General features: G+C 60.1%; 20 protein-coding genes and 1 tRNA gene. 5 read left to right on the forward strand and 16 right to left on the reverse strand.

Annotated features, from left to right (window positions below; all coding sequences use genetic code 11):
- Window positions 1–60: 60 nt before the first annotated feature.
- From ntrC to ccsA, 4 genes are all read right to left on the reverse strand, one after another.
- Window positions 61–1506 (reverse strand): nitrogen regulation protein NR(I), encoded by a 1446-nt coding sequence (gene ntrC / locus HQL44_01095; protein ID MBF0267164.1) that lies wholly within the window; start codon window positions 1504–1506, stop codon window positions 61–63.
- Window positions 1506–2630, reverse strand: a complete 1125-nt coding sequence (locus HQL44_01100; GenBank protein MBF0267165.1) for a PAS domain-containing protein — start codon at window positions 2628–2630, stop codon at window positions 1506–1508. Before HQL44_01100 ends, ntrC begins: the two co-directional genes overlap by 1 nt.
- The gene (gene dusB / locus HQL44_01105) at window positions 2630–3616 is read right to left on the reverse strand and encodes a tRNA dihydrouridine synthase DusB (GenBank protein MBF0267166.1); all 987 of its coding nucleotides are present in this window, start codon (window positions 3614–3616) and stop codon (window positions 2630–2632) included. Before dusB ends, HQL44_01100 begins: the two co-directional genes overlap by 1 nt.
- A gap of 85 nt (window positions 3617–3701) precedes the next feature.
- Window positions 3702–4514, reverse strand: coding sequence for a cytochrome c biogenesis protein CcsA (gene ccsA / locus HQL44_01110; GenBank protein MBF0267167.1), 813 nt, complete (start codon window positions 4512–4514; stop codon window positions 3702–3704).
- A gap of 71 nt (window positions 4515–4585) precedes the next feature.
- Between ccsA and HQL44_01115 the strand changes: the two genes are divergently transcribed.
- The gene (locus HQL44_01115) at window positions 4586–5740 is read left to right on the forward strand and encodes a bifunctional 2-C-methyl-D-erythritol 4-phosphate cytidylyltransferase/2-C-methyl-D-erythritol 2,4-cyclodiphosphate synthase (protein ID MBF0267168.1); all 1155 of its coding nucleotides are present in this window, start codon (window positions 4586–4588) and stop codon (window positions 5738–5740) included.
- A 6-nt stretch (window positions 5741–5746) separates the two neighbouring features.
- Here HQL44_01115 and HQL44_01120 read toward each other — a convergent pair whose 3' ends face one another.
- Window positions 5747–6067, reverse strand: coding sequence for a divalent-cation tolerance protein CutA (locus tag HQL44_01120; GenBank protein MBF0267169.1), 321 nt, complete (start codon window positions 6065–6067; stop codon window positions 5747–5749).
- Window positions 6068–6126: 59 nt separating this feature from the next.
- Between HQL44_01120 and HQL44_01125 the strand changes: the two genes are divergently transcribed.
- Entirely contained in the window at window positions 6127–6366 is a 240-nt protein-coding gene (locus HQL44_01125) for a hypothetical protein (GenBank protein ID MBF0267170.1), read from the forward strand.
- Between the two features lie 102 nt (window positions 6367–6468).
- Here the strand turns inward: HQL44_01125 and HQL44_01130 are convergent, their stop codons facing one another.
- Both HQL44_01130 and HQL44_01135 read right to left on the reverse strand, forming a co-directional pair.
- Window positions 6469–7518 (reverse strand): hypothetical protein, encoded by a 1050-nt coding sequence (locus HQL44_01130; protein MBF0267171.1) that lies wholly within the window; start codon window positions 7516–7518, stop codon window positions 6469–6471.
- Window positions 7519–7568: 50 nt separating this feature from the next.
- On the reverse strand, window positions 7569–8240 hold the full coding sequence (locus tag HQL44_01135; GenBank protein ID MBF0267172.1) for a hypothetical protein: 672 nt from the start codon (window positions 8238–8240) through the stop codon (window positions 7569–7571).
- A gap of 62 nt (window positions 8241–8302) precedes the next feature.
- Between HQL44_01135 and HQL44_01140 the strand changes: the two genes are divergently transcribed.
- Together HQL44_01140 and HQL44_01145 are read left to right on the forward strand one after the other, a co-directional pair.
- On the forward strand, window positions 8303–9073 hold the full coding sequence (locus tag HQL44_01140) for an acetoacetate decarboxylase family protein (protein MBF0267173.1): 771 nt from the start codon (window positions 8303–8305) through the stop codon (window positions 9071–9073).
- 83 nt (window positions 9074–9156) lie between these two features.
- Window positions 9157–9732: a pentapeptide repeat-containing protein gene (locus HQL44_01145; GenBank protein ID MBF0267174.1), complete on the forward strand. Its 576-nt coding sequence runs from the start codon at window positions 9157–9159 to the stop codon at window positions 9730–9732.
- Window positions 9733–9762: 30 nt separating this feature from the next.
- On the opposite strand, the gene HQL44_01150 is transcribed toward HQL44_01145, so the two are convergent.
- The 8 genes from HQL44_01150 to HQL44_01185 form a co-directional block, all read right to left on the reverse strand.
- Window positions 9763–9839: transfer RNA gene (locus tag HQL44_01150), tRNA-Pro, on the reverse strand.
- Between the two features lie 86 nt (window positions 9840–9925).
- Window positions 9926–10417 carry a MerR family transcriptional regulator gene (locus tag HQL44_01155; GenBank protein MBF0267175.1) on the reverse strand — a complete coding sequence of 164 codons (492 nt, stop codon included), beginning with the start codon at window positions 10415–10417 and terminating at the stop codon, window positions 9926–9928.
- Window positions 10418–10429: 12 nt separating this feature from the next.
- Entirely contained in the window at window positions 10430–10741 is a 312-nt protein-coding gene (locus tag HQL44_01160) for an integration host factor subunit alpha (GenBank protein MBF0267176.1), read from the reverse strand.
- Between the two features lie 104 nt (window positions 10742–10845).
- The gene (locus HQL44_01165) at window positions 10846–11820 is read right to left on the reverse strand and encodes a ketoacyl-ACP synthase III (protein ID MBF0267177.1); all 975 of its coding nucleotides are present in this window, start codon (window positions 11818–11820) and stop codon (window positions 10846–10848) included.
- Window positions 11820–12866, reverse strand: coding sequence for a phosphate acyltransferase PlsX (gene plsX / locus HQL44_01170; protein ID MBF0267178.1), 1047 nt, complete (start codon window positions 12864–12866; stop codon window positions 11820–11822). The genes HQL44_01165 and plsX overlap by 1 nt, the downstream gene beginning before the upstream one ends.
- Before the next feature lie 24 nt (window positions 12867–12890).
- Window positions 12891–13079 (reverse strand): 50S ribosomal protein L32, encoded by a 189-nt coding sequence (gene rpmF / locus HQL44_01175; protein ID MBF0267179.1) that lies wholly within the window; start codon window positions 13077–13079, stop codon window positions 12891–12893.
- A 112-nt stretch (window positions 13080–13191) separates the two neighbouring features.
- Window positions 13192–13758, reverse strand: a complete 567-nt coding sequence (locus HQL44_01180) for a DUF177 domain-containing protein (GenBank protein ID MBF0267180.1) — start codon at window positions 13756–13758, stop codon at window positions 13192–13194.
- Complete coding sequence (locus HQL44_01185; protein ID MBF0267181.1) at window positions 13755–14285, reverse strand: hypothetical protein; 531 nt, start codon at window positions 14283–14285, stop codon at window positions 13755–13757. Before HQL44_01185 ends, HQL44_01180 begins: the two co-directional genes overlap by 4 nt.
- A 95-nt stretch (window positions 14286–14380) precedes the next feature.
- Between HQL44_01185 and HQL44_01190 the strand changes: the two genes are divergently transcribed.
- Window positions 14381–14842 carry an outer membrane protein assembly factor BamE gene (locus HQL44_01190; protein MBF0267182.1) on the forward strand — a complete coding sequence of 154 codons (462 nt, stop codon included), beginning with the start codon at window positions 14381–14383 and terminating at the stop codon, window positions 14840–14842.
- On the opposite strand, the gene HQL44_01195 is transcribed toward HQL44_01190, so the two are convergent.
- Window positions 14839–16599 carry a tetratricopeptide repeat protein gene (locus tag HQL44_01195; GenBank protein MBF0267183.1) on the reverse strand — a complete coding sequence of 587 codons (1761 nt, stop codon included), beginning with the start codon at window positions 16597–16599 and terminating at the stop codon, window positions 14839–14841. The two genes, HQL44_01190 and HQL44_01195, sit on opposite strands and share 4 nt — an antisense overlap.
- Between the last annotated feature and the right edge of the window lie 14 nt (window positions 16600–16613).

Here is a 16613-nt window from a genome sequence, read left to right on the forward strand (position 1 = left end):
GAAGGATGAGGGGGGAAACAGAATTGGACATCTTTTGTCCCGTCTTGAGGAAGGCCGCGCCTACTTTAATCCACGCAGCACCTGAATGTCCAACTCGCGTATTTTCTTGCGCAAGGTGTTGCGGTTCAACCCCAGAAGCTGGGCCGCCTTGATCTGATTGCCCCTGGTGGCTTCCAAGGTGATGCCGATCAGGGGGCGTTCGACTTCCTGCAGAATCCGGTCATAGATGCCGGTCGGCGGCAGCGCGTCGCCATGGGCCGAGAAATAGTCGCGCAGATGGCGGTCAACGGTTTCCGACAGGCTTTCCCGGTTTTCGCCATGCGAGGGTTTCATGCCCTGGCTGGTGTCGGTCAGTTCCGACTCGATCACATCCAGTCCGATGACTTCCTGCGAATAGAGAGCCGCCAGCCTGCGCATCAGATTTTCAAGCTCGCGGATATTGCCCGCCCAACGATGGCGTCTTAGGCGCTCCAACGCATCCGGCGAGATGGTTTTGGGGGCCAATCCTTCATTGGCCGCCTGACCCAGAAAATGGCGGGCCAGTTCGGGGATGTCCTCGGTGCGCTCGCGAAGCGGCGGCAGGCGGATGGGCACCACGTTCAGCCGGTAGAACAAATCCTCGCGGAACAGTCCTTGGCGGATCAGTTGAGTCAGGTCGCGGTGAGTGGCCGCGATGATGCGCACATTGGCCCGGATGGGCACGCGCCCGCCGACCGATGTGTATTCGCCCTCTTGAAGCACCCGCAGCAGGCGGGTTTGCGCCTCGGGCGGCATGTCGCCGATTTCGTCCAGGAACAAGGTACCGCCCTCGGCCTGTTCGAAACGACCGACCAACCGGTTGGTGGCGCCGGTGAACGACCCCTTTTCATGGCCGAACAATTCGCTTTCGATCAGTTCGCGCGGGATGGCCGCCATATTGATGGCGACGAAGGGGCCATTCCTGCGCTTGCCATAATCGTGCAGGGCGCGGGCAACCAGCTCCTTGCCGGTGCCGGATTCACCGGTAATCATCACCGTCAGATCGGTCGTCATCAGGCGAGCCAGAACACGATAGATTTCCTGCATGGCCGCCGAGCGGCCGATCAGGGGCAGGGATTCCTCGCCGTCGGGGCTGGAATCGAAGGAGGGATCGGCCTTGGGCGCCGCCAGCGCCCGGCCCACGATATTGACCACTTCTTTCAGGTCGAAGGGCTTGGGCAGATATTCGAAGGCGCCGCGTTGCGTGGCCTTGACCGCCGTCAGCAAGGTGCTTTGCGCGCTCATGACGACGATGCGCAGATCAGGCCTGATCTTCTTGATGCGTGGAATCAGGTCCAGCCCGTTTTCGTCGGGCATCACCACGTCGGTAATCACCAGATCGCCTTCGCCGTCGGCGACCCAACGCCACAGCGTGGCGGCGTTGCCGGTGGTGCGCACCTCGTATCCTGCCCGGTTCAGGGCCTGTGTCAGAACGGTGCGGATGCTCCTGTCGTCATCGGCGATCAGAATGGTAGCGGGAAGACTCATCAGATATCGGCTCCGGACTCGTTCGAGACCATGGGGAGATAGACGCGAAAGACCGTGCGTCTGGGCTGGCTGTCGAATTCGACGATGCCGCCGTGGTCGTCAATGATCTTGGCGACCATGGCCAGCCCCAATCCACTGCCCTTGGGTTTGGTGGTGACGAAAGGATCGAACAGATGCGGCCCCAGATCCTCGGGGATACCGTTGCCGTTGTCCTGCACGGAAACGACCAGCGGCAGATGCACGCGGCTGTCGCTGCCCGGCACGGCCAAGCGCACGCCATGCTGATAAGCGGTGGACAGCGCCACCTCGCCGCCTTCGGGGGGGCAGGCTTCAGCGGCATTCTTGACCAGATTGAGAAAGACCTGGATCAGTTGGTCGCGGTTGCCCAGCACCATGGGCAGCGACGGATCATAGGCCTCTATGAAGCGCACTTTCTGCCCGAAACCGTTCTCGGCCAGCCTGCGCACATGTTCAAGCACGCGGTGGATGTTCACCGGCTCGCGCTCCAGGGGACGCTTGTCCGAGAACACTTCCATGCGGTCGACAAGTTGACAGATGCGATCCGTTTCGTCGCAGATCAGATGCGTCAGCACCCGGTCGTCCTCGCTGGCGTTCTGCTCCAGCAACTGGGCGGCGCCGCGGATGCCCGACAAGGGATTCTTCACTTCATGGGCCAGCATGGCCGACATGGCGGTGACCGAACGGGCCGCGTTGCGGTGAATCATCTGGCGGCCGATCTTCATGGCGATGGAATGTTCGTGCAAGGCGATGGCGATCGAACCCGGCTCTTCGGCGACCGGGGCGACCTGGATGGTCACCGTCCGTGGACCCGTGCGCAGCGTATCGAGATTGACGCCGTATTCCGACACCGGACAATCATCTGTACGTGCTTGATGAATAAGGGAAAATAGGGGGCTATCCTCGGGGATCAGCTCGGTCAGCGGCATGCCTTCCAGGTGCCCCAGCGAGGATTCGAACAATTGCTCGGCCGCCGCGTTCAAATGCCGGATGGCGCCCTGGCCATCGACCACCATGATGGCCATCGACAGCGCGTTCAGAACAGCCTGGGCATCCAGGGGCGTTTGCGCGGGCAAGGCGCGCTTGCGGGCCTGGTTGAATTTCATCAGGCGGCCAGCCGGTCACTGGCTTGGCGCCAGAAATCAAGCAAACGTTCCCGCACCTGCTTGGCTTCGCCAAGTCGCATCAACTGGCTGCGGAATTCCGCCGAACCGGGAAGGCCCTTCGAATACCAAGCGATATGTTTTCTGGCGATGGGAACGCCGGTACTTTCCCCATAATGGTCAAGCATGTCGTTGACATGGTCCAACAGAACGGCCAAGCGTCCGGCGGCATCGGGTTCGTCTTTTTTCTCGCCGGTCGCCAGGAAATGCGCCGCCAGACCAGGAAACCAAGGCCGACCATAGGCCCCTCGCCCAATCATCACACCATCTGCTCCCGAACGGTCAAGGATTTCGCGGGCCTTGTCCAGGCTGGTCACGTCGCCATTGGCGATTACCGGAATGGTCACGGCGCGCTTGACCTCGCCGATGCGTTCATAATCTGCCTGCCCGCCGTAAAATTGGGCGCGGGTGCGGCCATGCACCGTCACCATCGCCACGCCGCTTTCTTCGGCGATCTTGGCCAGACGGGCGGCGTTGACGCTGCCCTCATCCCAGCCCAGGCGCATCTTGACGGTAACGGGAACGTCAACCGCCCTGACCACCGCCTCCATGATGCGGCCAGCCAAAAGCTCGTCCTTCATCAGGGCCGCCCCCGCTTCGCCGCGAATAATCTTCTTGGCCGGACAGCCCATGTTGATGTCGATGATCGAAGCGCCGCGATCGGCGTTCATGCGCGCCGCATCCGCCATCACATCCGCCTCGCAGCCAACGATCTGAACGGCTTGCGGGCCTTCCTGATCCAGGGGGCTGGACATGCGCAAGGTTTTGGCGTGGGCGCGCACCATCGCCTTGCTGGCGATCATCTCGGAAACGGTTAAGCCCGCGCCAAAGCGCCTGGCCAAACGCCGGAACGGCGCATCGCTCACCCCGGCCATGGGGGCCAGGACGACAGAATTGTCCAGACGGATTGAACCAATCGTTAATGTCATATTTAGGTAAGACTCCAGGCCTGCATCAATATTATGCAGGGTGCCTGTTTGGCAAGCTCCGAATGGGCTTGAATAAGTCTAAACTTTAGGCAGGACTGGAAATGAGCACATCGGTGACGAATTTAACGCCCGGATAGGCCAGGGTCAGAAGCAAATAAGCCACCAAAACCAAGCGGGTAGCGTGTCGTCCGCGAATGCCGATGCGGTGATGGGCGGCCAGAAGCGCTGCGATCACCAAAAAAGCCAGCAGCGACAAAAGAGTCTTGTGATCCATATGGAGCCACTGGCCGCGCTCGAGCAGATTGAGCAGAAAACCGGAAATCACTCCAACCCCCAGCACGGCCTCGGCCCCCAACAGCAGAGAGAATGTCAGCCCTTCGCTTTCGGCCATGGCGGGCAAGGCCCTGGTCAAGACGGTGGGCTGCTTGCGCTTCAAGGAGCGTTCCTGCAAGAAGGCGCCCAACGCCGCCACGGCGGCCAGGGTCGCCAGCGCATAGGTGGCGACGGAAACCAGAATATGCAAAGCGATCCAGCCAGAAGGCGCGGTGCCGATCAGGGGGCGCTCGGGCGCTTGGCTCCAAATGGCGGCGATCAGACCCAGCAAGGACAGATAGGGCATCAGCAACGGCATCAGCCGCCAGGTCTGGCGCGACCAAAAGCTAAGGCCCATGAAAACACCCAGCGTAACCGTAATGCTGGCCCAGATGGCGGCGGACAGGCCGGTATGCCAGCCTTCCAGAATGTTGAAGGCAGTGGCCGAAGCCGGGCCGAAGATAGCCAGCGAGATGGCGGCCCAGAAAGCGCCGTCGCGTTTGGCTGGACGTATCCAGCCCAGCAGAAGGGCGGGCATCAGACAGGCCAGCGCGGCCAAAGAGTCGAAAGACGATAAATTCAGCATGGGCGCACTATAGCGATGCCGTGCTGGCTGGTCTATGGTATGCGCCTGGAAAATTGAGGGGATTGTCATCCATGGCTTCTTGTGTGGCCCTAATCGTGGCGGCTGGGCGCGGGCACCGTTTCGGCGCCGAATTGCCCAAGCAATATCTGGAACTGGGGGGGCGCATGGTGCTGTCCCATTCACTGGCCGCCTTTGCCACCCATCCCGAGATTACGGGCGTGCGCGCCGTCATTCACCCCGATGACAGGCTGCTTTACGACTTGGCCGCCAGGGGGTTGCGTCTGCTTGACCCCGTTCCCGGCGGCGCGGCCCGCCAAGATTCGGTGCGCCTGGGGCTGGAAAGCCTGCAAGACAATCCGCCCGATTATGTTCTGATCCATGACGGGGCCAGACCTTTCGTCGAGGCAGGCGTGATCTCCAGGGCCATCGCCGCCCTGAAGGATCATGCCGGGGCGATTCCCGCCATTCCGGTCGCCGACACATTGAAGCGCGCCGAGGCGGGCATGATCGCGGGCACCCAGGACCGGGCCAATCTGTGGCGCGCCCAAACTCCGCAAGCCTTTCGCTACAAAGACATTCTGGCCGCCCATCGGGCGATGGCTGGTCAGGAACTGACCGACGATGCCGCTGTGCTGGAAGCCCACGGCTTGGCGGTGGCGTTGACCGAAGGCTGCGTGAACAATGTCAAGATCACCACCAAGCGCGACTTGGAACTGGCGTCCAAGGCCTTCGAGCGTCCAATGATGGCCCGCACTGGCAACGGTTTCGACGTGCATCGCTTCAAGGAAGGCGGCGATCATGTCTGGCTGAACGGCGTGAAGGTGCCCCATTCCCACGGGCTTGAAGGCCATTCCGACGCCGATGTGGCCCTGCATGCGCTGACCGATGCCCTGTTGGGCGCCATCGGGGCCGGAGACATTGGCCACCATTTCCCCCCCTCGGACCCGCAATGGAAGGGGGCGGCATCGGACAAATTCCTGGCCCATGCCGCCAGTTTGGCGGCGGCCAAGGGCGGGCGGATCGTGAATGTGGACGTCACCATCATCTGCGAGCGCCCCAAGGTGGGGCCGCACCGCCCGGCCATGATCGCCCGGCTGGCCGAGATTTTAGGGATCGATCAGGGACGAGTGAGCGTGAAAGCCACCACCACGGAAGGCCTTGGCTTCACCGGCAGGCAGGAAGGCATCGCCGCAATGGCCACCGCTACCGTGGCGATGAGAGAATGATGGCGGTTAGGGGGAATTCGTCTCCTCGCCGATCCACTTCAGGAAATCCGGATTTCCGCCGTCGATAGGCAGGCTGACCACACAGGGCACGCTGTAGGAATGATTGGATTTCACCCAGGCGGTGGCGACATCGACTAGGTCCACCCTGGTCTTGGCGATCAGCGCCACTTCGCCCCCCTCCTCCATCTTGCCCTGCCACCAGTAGAAACTTTTGATTGACCCCAGAATGTTGGCGCAGGCGCACAGGCGGGCCTCGACCAGCCCTTTGCCCAGCCTTTCCGCCTCGTCCATATCGGCGGCCGTGATGTAAAGCAGGCGATAGTCCATCTTTTTGCTTGCCTCCCGAGTCGCGGCTTATATTCTAGGGGCAGGACGGGGGCAAATCCATGGGTTCATCCAAAGAACGGGCGACAGACTTTCAGATCAGCTGGCTGAAACGCGGGCTGTCGCAGCCCGGCGGCAAACTGCCTTTGTTCGATGAGGAAGGTCAGCGCTATAATGAGCGCACGATCAAATCCTGTCTTGATCGCGGCTGGGCGCAACCTTGGTTCTCGAATCCCTTGAAGCCAGACTGGCTGGTCTGCAAGCTGACCGATGAAGGCCGACGTCTGGTCGAACGCCAATAATTGCCAGATCGAAATAAACCAACAAACCTATAACTTCATCCGCAGATTCATTGTTTCGGTCTGGAAACTGTGGATATTCCGGTTGGAAAACAGATGGCGGGTCTATAACCGCTCTTGCAGTTTTCTTATTTCTTTCAAGATGATATCAGAAGCCTGGGCAATTCCAGTGGGTTGGGGACATTGAGGCGCCTTCAGCCCGGTCAGATATTCAATCTGGTCTTGTATATCCCCGGCCAGAATTGACGTTTCTGGCAGGCTGACATAGCGGGCATTCGCCTTCATCCATGCATCGAAATAAGGGGTTTCCGGCCAGTCCGGCCGGTCCTGGGCCAGGACGGCGACGCCGTTGCAGGCGGCTTCCGTGTAGGTGCCGTAACCCGGCTTGGTCACGATCAGATCGGCTGAAGCCAACAGATCGGGAAAGGCCATGCCCGATGTCTCGAAGGAGCGAAAATCCGCCCGGCGTTGATTCCAGCCTTCGGGAATCAGCCAGGTCCACCCCTCGATTACCGGCCAGTCCTCGATCGGCAAGCGGGTGGCGATGCCCCCATAGGCCACCACCCCCACCTTATGGCCGATGGGAATTTCCAGGCCCTTGCGCAGGCCAGCGGGATCTTTGACGCCGATCCTGGCCGAAGGTCCAAGTTCGACCAATTCGCTCACATCTGCCAAGGCAGTCATGGGCAGGCAGGGCGTCAGTTTGAGGAACATTGGAGCGGCGGCGTGCGAGGCCAAGATACGTTCCAGAATGCCCGGCGCTTCGGGTCGCCCGCCCAGATAGGCCTGATACAGATCGTACCAATTCAGGCTAGATAGGGCGATTGCGGGCACGGCCAAATGCTTGGCGGCGGCCAAAGTCAGATAGGGAATATTGGCGATCACCAGATCGGGGCGGATGGATTTTAGCCGTGCCGCCTCGTCTTCCTGTCGTTGACGCCATTCCAGATGTCGTAGGTTATATGCCTGTGCAGTTGCATCGCAATCGACCGACGTGGCCGAATTCATGACAAGTCCAAAATCATCAATGCCATCAAGATATTCGAAATCAAAGTCGAGTCGCGACTTGAGGAGCCGCTTAGGCAGGTTCGAGTAAAGTATCAGTTCGATGTCGGGCTGCTTAGACTTGATATCGTTCAAGATTGGCAATGTCATGGCGGCATGGCCAAAACCATGGGGCGACAAAGCAACACATAATCGAAAAGTCACGCCTGTACCCCAACCCCTTGAAATGCGTCAGCCACCACGGCGGCAGACCGATAGGCCTTGGAAACTTGGTTATACGGCCCTTTGGGTAGGAGCCTGGAGTCATTCTCGATTGCCCCAGCCGCCGTTGTCAAGCCAGCCCCGGCCTCCCCATCCTCGCCTTGCAACTTCTCTTGCCGTTGGTCGTTGCGCTGCGATTCCGCCTGAGCCTTGATGGCTTCGGCCTGCATGGCGACCGCCCGATCCTGGCTTGAAGGATCGCCAGGGGCCAGGGCTGCCCGCTTGATCTGCTCCATCTTGCGGATGGTTTCCTCGGGCGTGTCCTCGGCGGATATGTCGATGCTGACTTCGCCGCCGGTAATATAGCGCCGCCCATCCGGGCCTTGGGTCGTGGTGTAGTTGGGGGAACCGGCATAGGCACCGCCCGCCGCTTTATGAGCCTGTTCATGGGCCAGGACTTCGGCTTCGCGCTGCTTGAGCTTGGCGACAATGCGCTTCTCTTCCTCGCTCAATTGGGAGGAGTTGGCAAGATTGGATGTGGTTGATTCTGGCCTGGATTCTGGGGCGTTGGCATCAACCGCCCCCTCCACTCCCCGGCGGCTTGGCGGCCTGGAAACGGGCGAAACGCCTAAGGCGGCATAGCCACCAAGACCTGACAGCGCGCCGATCATGCTCTACACTCTACGCCTAAATCCCATTGATTCATATTGTTCCTACGTGACAGGAGTTCAATGTGCTGAACGGCTTCACCCCACCCTTCACCCCATCGGGCCATTCGGCCTTGCTGCCTGCCCCGCCCTGGCATTATGCAGGCAATGTGCTGTCCTTGGCTTTCAAGGTGGATCAACGAGCGGCGCAAAGCCTGCTGCCCAATGGGTTTGGCGCGGCCACTGGCCAGGCCTATGGCCATTTCTGTGATTGGCAGGCGACGTCGGACGGATGGGAACTTCTGGACCCGGCCTATGCCCAATATAAGGAATTCTTCGTTCTGATCGAGGCAGAGCGGGCGGGAAGCCTTGCCCTATATTGCCCCTTCATCTATGTCGATCAGGATATCTCGCTGGTGCGCGGCTTGTTGCAAGGCTGGCCCAAGAAGCTGGGCAGCGTGTGGATGACACGCTCTTACGGGCTGGATCATCCCGCCGCCGCCCCTTTGCGGGCCGGGACGAAAATGGGCGGCAGCCTGGCCGTCAAGGACCGCCGCCTAGCCGAGGCCGAGATTTCCTTAACCGGCCAGCCCGGCGAGCGACTGGGTTTTCTGTCCATCCCCACTTTCGCCCTGATCGCGGCGCCTAGCTTGCTAGGGTCCCCGACGCCCGGCTCCAAAACCTTGGCCAGGGCGGTGATTGAAGGGGCAGTTGCCGGATTATTCCATGCTGGAACGGGTTCAATGCGCTTTCTGAACAGCCCAAGAGATGAATTGTCGCTTTTAAACCCGATAAGCGAGGCTAAGGCCAGCTTCGGCAATTTCGCCATGACCATCACGGGAGCGGTTGAAGCCTGAGACTCTGCTGAAAATTTCGTATATATTGGGTGCGAATTCGAAAGTGACGGGGATTAGAAAGATCCCGCTTTGAACATCTCGGGATGACAGAGATGGTGAGCGAGGTCAGGACCAGCGGTTTCGGCTATGAAAGCGCCGTTTTTCAGGCGCGGCGTGCTGATTCGCAGCCTCGCAAGGAAGACAATTCTCAACGCCTTGCCGACAAATTCCTAAGTGACGAAAAGTCCCGATTCGCCGTTCAAACGCGCGAAAGCGATGATGCCAGCCGCAAATCGCAACCGGCCTTCGACGTCCAGACGCAAAGCAACGCCTTCCTGCGCAAAGCCCTCTCCACCCCCTATAGCCGGGGGGCCGACCTATATGGCGTCGAGGCGGCAGAACGGAATTTACAAGGGGCCAACTATGCCAGGGCGGATCTCAGAAGCGGCGATCTGGCGGGAGCCAATCTGGCCGGGGCCGATCTGCGGGGGGCAGACCTTTCCAATGCCGACCTAGCGGGCGCCGACCTGACCGGGGCCAATTTAACGGGCGCCAATTTCACCGGCGCCAATATCGCGGGGGCCAATCTGTCGGGCGCCATCGGAACAAAATACGACGCTTCGGGCCGCTTGACCGTCGATCGCTCGATCTCGCTGCCGCGGGTCGATATCTTGGCGTAAAAATGCGGGAATGTATTTTGGGGGAGGAAATGGTCGGAGCGACAGGATTTGAACCTGCGACCCCTTGACCCCCAGTCAAGTGCGCTACCAGGCTGCGCTACGCTCCGACCGAGCCTTTGACAAGGCAGGCGCGGACTATACTGAGGCGTTCGGGCAAAGAAAAGGGAAAAGAGAAGCGGCTGGCAGGTTCTTTTCAGCCAGCCTTGGCGCCGCCAACCTTGGCTCCAGCCGTCAGGATTTCCCGAAGCTCGACCAGTTCCTTCAACACCTCGCCCAGCAGGTTTTTCGACGGTTTCTCTGGCTTGGTTTCGCTAGGTTCAATTGGCGCAGGCAGGAGCGAAAGCTGCGCCGCCGCATTGGCCGGGGTCGTTTTCGATTTCGGAGCTTCAAGCGCTGGCGCAGAACCGGACGACGGAGCGGGCAACGACTTCAACCCTTCCGTGCCCGACTTGTCGCGCAGCAGCTTCTGCACGCCCTTGATCGTATAGCCTTGGGCATAGAGCAGGTCACGGATGCGCTTTAACAGCTCGACATCCTCAGGCCGGTAATAGCGCCGCCCGCCTGCCCGCTTCAACGGCTTGATCTGATTGAAGCGGCCTTCCCAAAAGCGCAGCACATGCTGGGGAATATCCAAATCCCCGGCAACCTCACTGATGGTTCTGAAGGCCGTTTCTGATTTGCCCATGGAAAAAGGGACTTACACTTTCTTGGCGGTCATGCCCTTGTTGATGCGCGACTTCAACAATTGTGATGGACGGAACACCAACACACGGCGGGGAAGGATGGGAACTTCGGTGCCGGTTTTGGGATTGCGGCCAACCCGCTGTCCCTTGGACCGTACAGAAAAGCTGCCGAAGGAAGAGATCTTTACCGTGTCGCCCTTGGCCAAGGCCAGCGACATTTCTTCCAGCACAGTCTCGAGAAGGGCCGCCGATTCATTGCGGGAAAGGCCGACTTCTTCGTAAATAGCTTCGCTTAGTTGCGCACGGGTGATGGTTTTCTCGGTCATCGATTCGGCCCCCCAGGCTCGTTAGTTACCTAACGGTAGCGCTTCAAGGAAAATCAGTCAATCCCGTCAAAGGGATGTAAGCCGGGATTCGAGCAAAAAAAGAGTTAAAATCTGACCAGGCAGGCGCCCCAGGTGAATCCGCCCCCCATGGCCTCCAGCAAAAGCAGCTGTCCACGCTTGATCCGACCGTCATGGACGGCCTCGGCCAAGGCCAGCGGAATCGATGCCGCCGAGGTGTTGGCGTGCCTGTCCACCGTCACCACCATGCGCTCCTTGGGAATGGCCAGCTTCCTGGCCGTACCTTCCAGAATGCGGATATTGGCCTGATGCGGCACCACCCAATCGATATCCGTCGAGGTGAGATTATTGGCCGCCAGAGCCTCGCCCACCACTTCGGCCATATTGACCACGGCGTGGCGGAAAACTTCGTTGCCCTTCATGCGGACGTGACCGGTGGTTTTGGTCGAAGACGGCCCGCCATCGACATAAAGCAGGTCGTAATGGCGACCGTCGGAATGAAGATGGGTCGATAGAATGCCCTGATCTTCGACCGTCCCCTGCCCCTCTGCCGACTTCAGAACCACCGCGCCGGCACCGTCGCCGAACAGAACGCAGGTGCCGCGGTCATTCCAGTCCAGAATGCGCGAGAAAGTTTCGGCGCCGATGACCAGGGCGGCCTTGGCCTGGCCCGCCTTGATGAAATTGTCGGCGGTCGCCATGGCGAAAACGAAGCCCGAGCAGACGGCCTGAAGATCAAAGGCAACGCCCCTGGTCATGCCCAAACGGGCCTGAACTTTGGCCGCCGTGGCCGGAAAAGTGTGATCAGGCGTCGCCGTACCTACGATGATCAGGTCGATGTCGTCGGCGGTCATGCCCGCATTGGCCAGCGCCGCCTTGGCTGCTTCGAAGGCCAGATCGGAGGTCGTCTCGCCCTCGGCGGCGATTTGGCGCTGACGAATGCCCGAACGTTCGACGATCCAAGCGTCGGTGGTGTCGACGCTGCGCTCAAGTTCCTGATTGGTGACGATGCGGGCAGGCAAATACGAGCCGACACCAGCGATCTGCGAGCGAATGACCATCAGAGCGACGCCACTTGGGGAGCCACGGGTTCTTCGGCCAGATGGGCCAGCTCTTCCTTGATCTTGTCGTTGAAATTCTGGCAGACCAGATCGATGGCGACGCCCACGGCGTTGGCGAAACCCAGGGCGTCGGTGCCGCCATGGCTTTTAACCGTAATGCCGTTAAGGCCAAGGAACATGGCCCCGTTATAGCGGCGTGGGTCGGCCCGGTGCTTCAGGCGTTCAAGGGCTGGGCGCGACAACAGATATCCGATCTTGGCGAGCAGGGAATGGCTGAAGGATTCCTTCAAGAAACGCGAGAACATCTTGGCCGTGCCTTCGACGGTCTTCAAGGCGACGTTGCCGGTAAAGCCATCGGTGACGATCACGTCCACGGTACCGGCCCCGATGTCGGTCCCCTCAACAAAACCATGGAAACTCAGCTGCATGTGGTGCGATTTTAAGATCGAATGTGCGGTCTTGACGGCGCTGTTGCCCTTCAGATCTTCCGATCCGACATTCAAGATGCCGACGCTGGGCCGCTCGATGCCCAACACGATGCGGCAGAACACCTCACCCATGATGGCGAATTCGACCAGATTGTTGGCGTTGCAATCGACATTGGCGCCCAGGTCCAGCATGACGGTCTCGCCGCGCTGCGAGGGAAACAGACCCGCGATGGCAGGCCGGTCGATGCCGGGAACGGTGCGCAGAACGAACTTCGACACCGCCATCAAGGCACCGGTATTGCCCGCCGACACCACGCCCTGGGCTTCGCCCTTGGCGACGGCGTCGATAGCCATCCACATGCTGGATTTGCGCCCCGTACGCAGGACCTGCGAGGGCTTGGCGTCGCCGGATACGGCGTCGGGCGCATGACGGATGGTCGAAACTTCGGCGGCATCCGGATGCTTGGCCAGCAATTCCTTCAGTCGGGTTTCGTCGCCGAACAGAAGGAAGCGCGCCTTCGGGAATCGCTGTCTTACGATCGCAACCCCTTCGATCACCATATCGGGGGCGGAATCGCCCCCCATGGCGTCGAGAGCCAGCACGACCTCGTCTGACACGCTATCCCCTCCCTATACGGGATTTCAGGCTGCGGAAGCGGAATCGCCCGCCACCTGACGGCCATCGTAATGGCCGCAAGAGGGGCACATGTGATGCGGACGCTTCATTTCGCCGCAATTGGGGCACTCGGCCACGGCCTGCGGCTTCAGGGCGTGATGGGACCGGCGCATATTGCGGCGCGATTTCGAGGTTTTCTTTTTAGGTACGGCCATGGGTCATCTCTCGAGCAAAAGGGAACGCTCCGAAGCCGTCGAGCATCCGGAGCGGAGCCAGTCTTCTTATATGAAAACCCCGCACAGGGCAAGGGCGCGTTAACCCATTGTATTACACTTTTTTGTCCAACTTGTCGCGCAGCTTCGAAAGCGCAGCGAAGGGGTTGGGTTTTCCTTCGGCGCCATCCGACCCGGCATAGGGCGTGTTTTCAAGGCTGGCTCCGGGTTTTCTGGGAAAGGGGTCGAGGGAAAGCGCCAATTCCTCGGCCACCGCCTCGCCCACATCGATAACGCCATTTTCGATGGCGTCGGGTTCATCCTCCGCCTCAAAATCAAGGTCGATCTCGCTTTCCAGGGATTCAAGCGCCGCCTGCAAGGCATCGCCCTCTCCGTAGGTTCTTGATATTCCCACGTTAATTGTGTTCTTGACCGGCTCGAGCGTGACCACGCAGGTTTGCGTGACCTCGGACTGGAGCCGCCCCTCCAGACAATAAAGGCCATTCGTGGACTGGGTCAGGCGCAACTGCGCCTTTAGCCCGTCCAGTCCCACAAGACCGAAGCGCAGGCGCAACTTTTCGCACTCGTCGGGTCTTGCCTCGATGGACAGGTCAAGCCCGTGGGCCTGAATGTCGCCGATGGACACAAGGCGCGAAAATTCAGGAAGTTGTTCGGTAGTCATGGCGAAACCTGCGTTTGGGCGAAAGGTGGGGGCGGAAATTGGGCCTGGGCGGTTTCGGGGCGCGTCCAGGCAAGAAGCACATAATCGGCCAGAAGGGCCAAATGCCCCGGGTCGGCCTTGGCGGCGGCAAACAAATTACGATCCAAGGCGGCGATCAGGGCGGCGGCGTCATTGGCCTCTAAAGCCTGGCGATAGGCCTGGCTGCGCCCGAAAAATCCCTGGGCCAGTTTCTTGACCCGGGCGCCGATTCGAATGTCGCTCGCCCCCAATTCGCGCAGATTGACCTCCATATCGTCGAACATCAAGTCGAACAGTTCCTGCGCCTCTTCGGGATGGGTCCGGCTTAACGCCTCCATGACCAAAAAGGCGTGCAGAGTCAGGAGATCGAAGCGTCCCTCGGGCGAATCCGGCACCATGAATTGCGCGTAAAAGCCGGGTTCCCGCGCCCTGGCTACGATGCGTCCATAGCGCTCCACCGTTGCAGGTTGGGGGGTGTTTCCGCCAAAGAGCTTCTTTATCAAAGACATAGCTTTACCGTTTGCGGGGAAGATTGACAGGCAGGGTCCCAAGACCTAGCTTCTTCGGCAACGCACTATCGGCTTTCAAGGCTTTGCTCGTCAACATGCGCTCTGTATCCGCCCTTCTTCTCGTCGCCAGTCTGACTTGGGTCGCCGCCTGCCAACCCATCGTGGACGTGCGCGGCAACCTGCCCAACGAAGAGCAATTGTCCCTGATCAAGCCCGGCGACATCGGCAAGGATGATGTGCTGGCCATGCTGGGCACGCCGTCATCGGTGGCCGCTTTTGACGACGAGACCTGGTATTACATCAGCTCTAAAACCGAGCAGACGGCCTTCTTCAAGCCCAAGGAAATCGAGCGCAAGGTGGTCGCCATCAGCTTCGAGAAAAGTGGCTTGGTCAAGAATGTGCGTCAACTGGGCATGCAAGACGGCAAGATCGTGCAACAGGTCGAGCGCGTCACGCCCACGGCGGGCAATGAGATGACCTTCCTTGAACAATTGTTCGGCAATGTCGGGCGCTTCTCGCAGCCAAGCAGCGGCGGCGGCACGCCTGGGAAATTCTAGCTTTTCGCAACCGCCTGTTCGATAAAGGACTCCAGCGCCTTAACGGGTGCCTGATCGTCGAACAGACGTCCCTGCCCGGCCTTGATGCGCTCGCGCACAGCCGCGTTCCAAGCCGCGTCGGTTCCCAGCTTCACGGCGATCGCGACATAGGCTTTAAGATCGGAAGCGATGCATTCGTCCAGTCCCAACAATTTCAGCATGGCGCAACTGTGGCGGCCCCGCATCAGATGGCTGGGCATGGTGACGATGGGCAGGTTTCGCGACAGGGCTTCCAGCGAGGTGTTGCCGCCCGACCAGCCGACGCTGTCTAGAAAGACGTCGCACGCCCCATTCAACTGCACATAGTCCGTCCAGGCCATCCAAGGAAGGAAGACAAGGTGGTCGGCTGGGTTCAGCCCCTCCGCCTTGAAGGCGGCCTCGATACGAGCCTTGAATTTGCGGTTGTCGAGATGGCGCGTCTTGTGAAGGATGAAGGCGAAACGGGCGCCCGCGGCCTGCTTGGCGATGGCGGTGAACAAACGGTCGTATTGCGGCAGATATTTTTGCAGCGCCTGGCAGCATAAATAGATCGGCCCCGTTGCGGGCAGACCGAAATCGGCGCGCGTTTTCGTTTGTTCAAGTTGCGGCGGGCGGTAGGCGATGGACAGATTGGGCAGGCGGATCAGCTTTTCACAATAATGGGCATCGGAAGCGTCCGGTTCCATCAAGTCGCTGGTCAGGAAATAATCCATGCTGGGCAGGCCGGATGTGACCGGATGGCCCCAGGAAACGGCCTGCGTCGGGGCAAGTTTCAGGGCGGCCAGGGCAAAGCTGCGGCCATCCATACCCAGATCGGGATAGATCAGCACATCCAGCCCGTCGGCACGGATCTGGCGGGCGGCCTCTTCGACCGGTCCTTTCAGATCGCGAAAGACGTCGCACAATCCGGCCAGCGCCCTGGTTGAGCCGTCGGGAACGCCGTTGGTCAGATAACCGTGAATGATGAACCGGCTGCGATCCAGGTGGCGTATCCAGCCGTTGAACAGCAAGGCGATGGTGTGGCTGGTGAAATAGGACGAGGCGAATCCGACGCGGATGCGCTTGTCGTCGCTCGATACCCGGTCGCGCGATTTTGGGGGATCGGCCAGATCGGGAAGCCAGGCAGACATCACGCGGTGGACAAGACGGCCATAAAGTTCCTGCAAGGGCCTGTCGTCCTCGCCTTGATAGGCCAATTCGAAATTGGTGCGCAGCAAAATGCCCGCGACATGTTTGGCGGCCTCTTCGGGCGATTGCGGATGAAGGACGGCCTCAAGCGCCGAAACGCCGGAGAAAACGCGACGCCGCCACAGCATGATTTCGGCAGTTGACATATAAACGCGCGGCAAAAGCCTGCTGACCAACCAACGGGCACCCACATGCGATGGGTCGGCCAGAAGCGCCGTCAACAGGCTGTCGCGCGCCGAATCGATGTCGCCCAAGCCGAGAAAGGCCAAGCCAAGATTGAATTGCGCCTGCGCGTCCTGCGGATGGCGAACCGATTCGCCCGCCAGGGACTGAACGAAATCGATGGCCAGCCGCTCGTTCTCGGGGGCGATTTTGTAAGCGCGGTTCAACAACGAGGCCGCAATCTCGAATTGCTGGCCCGAGAGCGCCATCTTTCCCAGTCCATGCAGCGATGACGCATCCTGGGGATTGGCCGCCAGCGAGGCTTTGAACGCCTCCTCGGCCCCCTTCATATCGCCAACGCTCAGCTTGGCCCAGCCATCGGCACTCATGACCCATTCCTCAA

Source organism: Alphaproteobacteria bacterium, from assembly GCA_015231795.1.
In the GTDB taxonomy this organism is placed as follows: Bacteria; Pseudomonadota; Alphaproteobacteria; order Rhodospirillales; family WMHbin7; genus WMHbin7.

What these genes read in the sequence shown, in the direction of transcription:
- ntrC (MBF0267164.1), bottom strand. Translation starts at nt 1,506, where the DNA reads ATGAGTCTTCCCGCTACCATTCTGATCGCCGATGACGACAGGAGCATC.
- HQL44_01100 (MBF0267165.1), bottom strand. Translation starts at nt 2,630, where the DNA reads ATGAAATTCAACCAGGCCCGCAAGCGCGCCTTGCCCGCGCAAACGCCC.
- dusB (MBF0267166.1), bottom strand. Translation starts at nt 3,616, where the DNA reads ATGACATTAACGATTGGTTCAATCCGTCTGGACAATTCTGTCGTCCTG.
- ccsA (MBF0267167.1), bottom strand. Translation starts at nt 4,514, where the DNA reads ATGCTGAATTTATCGTCTTTCGACTCTTTGGCCGCGCTGGCCTGTCTG.
- HQL44_01115 (MBF0267168.1), top strand. Translation starts at nt 4,586, where the DNA reads ATGGCTTCTTGTGTGGCCCTAATCGTGGCGGCTGGGCGCGGGCACCGT.
- HQL44_01120 (MBF0267169.1), bottom strand. Translation starts at nt 6,067, where the DNA reads ATGGACTATCGCCTGCTTTACATCACGGCCGCCGATATGGACGAGGCG.
- HQL44_01125 (MBF0267170.1), top strand. Translation starts at nt 6,127, where the DNA reads ATGGGTTCATCCAAAGAACGGGCGACAGACTTTCAGATCAGCTGGCTG.
- HQL44_01130 (MBF0267171.1), bottom strand. Translation starts at nt 7,518, where the DNA reads ATGACATTGCCAATCTTGAACGATATCAAGTCTAAGCAGCCCGACATC.
- HQL44_01135 (MBF0267172.1), bottom strand. Translation starts at nt 8,240, where the DNA reads ATGATCGGCGCGCTGTCAGGTCTTGGTGGCTATGCCGCCTTAGGCGTT.
- HQL44_01145 (MBF0267174.1), top strand. Translation starts at nt 9,157, where the DNA reads ATGACAGAGATGGTGAGCGAGGTCAGGACCAGCGGTTTCGGCTATGAA.
- HQL44_01155 (MBF0267175.1), bottom strand. Translation starts at nt 10,417, where the DNA reads ATGGGCAAATCAGAAACGGCCTTCAGAACCATCAGTGAGGTTGCCGGG.
- HQL44_01160 (MBF0267176.1), bottom strand. Translation starts at nt 10,741, where the DNA reads ATGACCGAGAAAACCATCACCCGTGCGCAACTAAGCGAAGCTATTTAC.
- HQL44_01165 (MBF0267177.1), bottom strand. Translation starts at nt 11,820, where the DNA reads ATGGTCATTCGCTCGCAGATCGCTGGTGTCGGCTCGTATTTGCCTGCC.
- rpmF (MBF0267179.1), bottom strand. Translation starts at nt 13,079, where the DNA reads ATGGCCGTACCTAAAAAGAAAACCTCGAAATCGCGCCGCAATATGCGC.
- HQL44_01180 (MBF0267180.1), bottom strand. Translation starts at nt 13,758, where the DNA reads ATGACTACCGAACAACTTCCTGAATTTTCGCGCCTTGTGTCCATCGGC.
- HQL44_01185 (MBF0267181.1), bottom strand. Translation starts at nt 14,285, where the DNA reads ATGTCTTTGATAAAGAAGCTCTTTGGCGGAAACACCCCCCAACCTGCA.
- HQL44_01190 (MBF0267182.1), top strand. Translation starts at nt 14,381, where the DNA reads ATGCGCTCTGTATCCGCCCTTCTTCTCGTCGCCAGTCTGACTTGGGTC.
- HQL44_01195 (MBF0267183.1), bottom strand. Translation starts at nt 16,599, where the DNA reads ATGAGTGCCGATGGCTGGGCCAAGCTGAGCGTTGGCGATATGAAGGGG.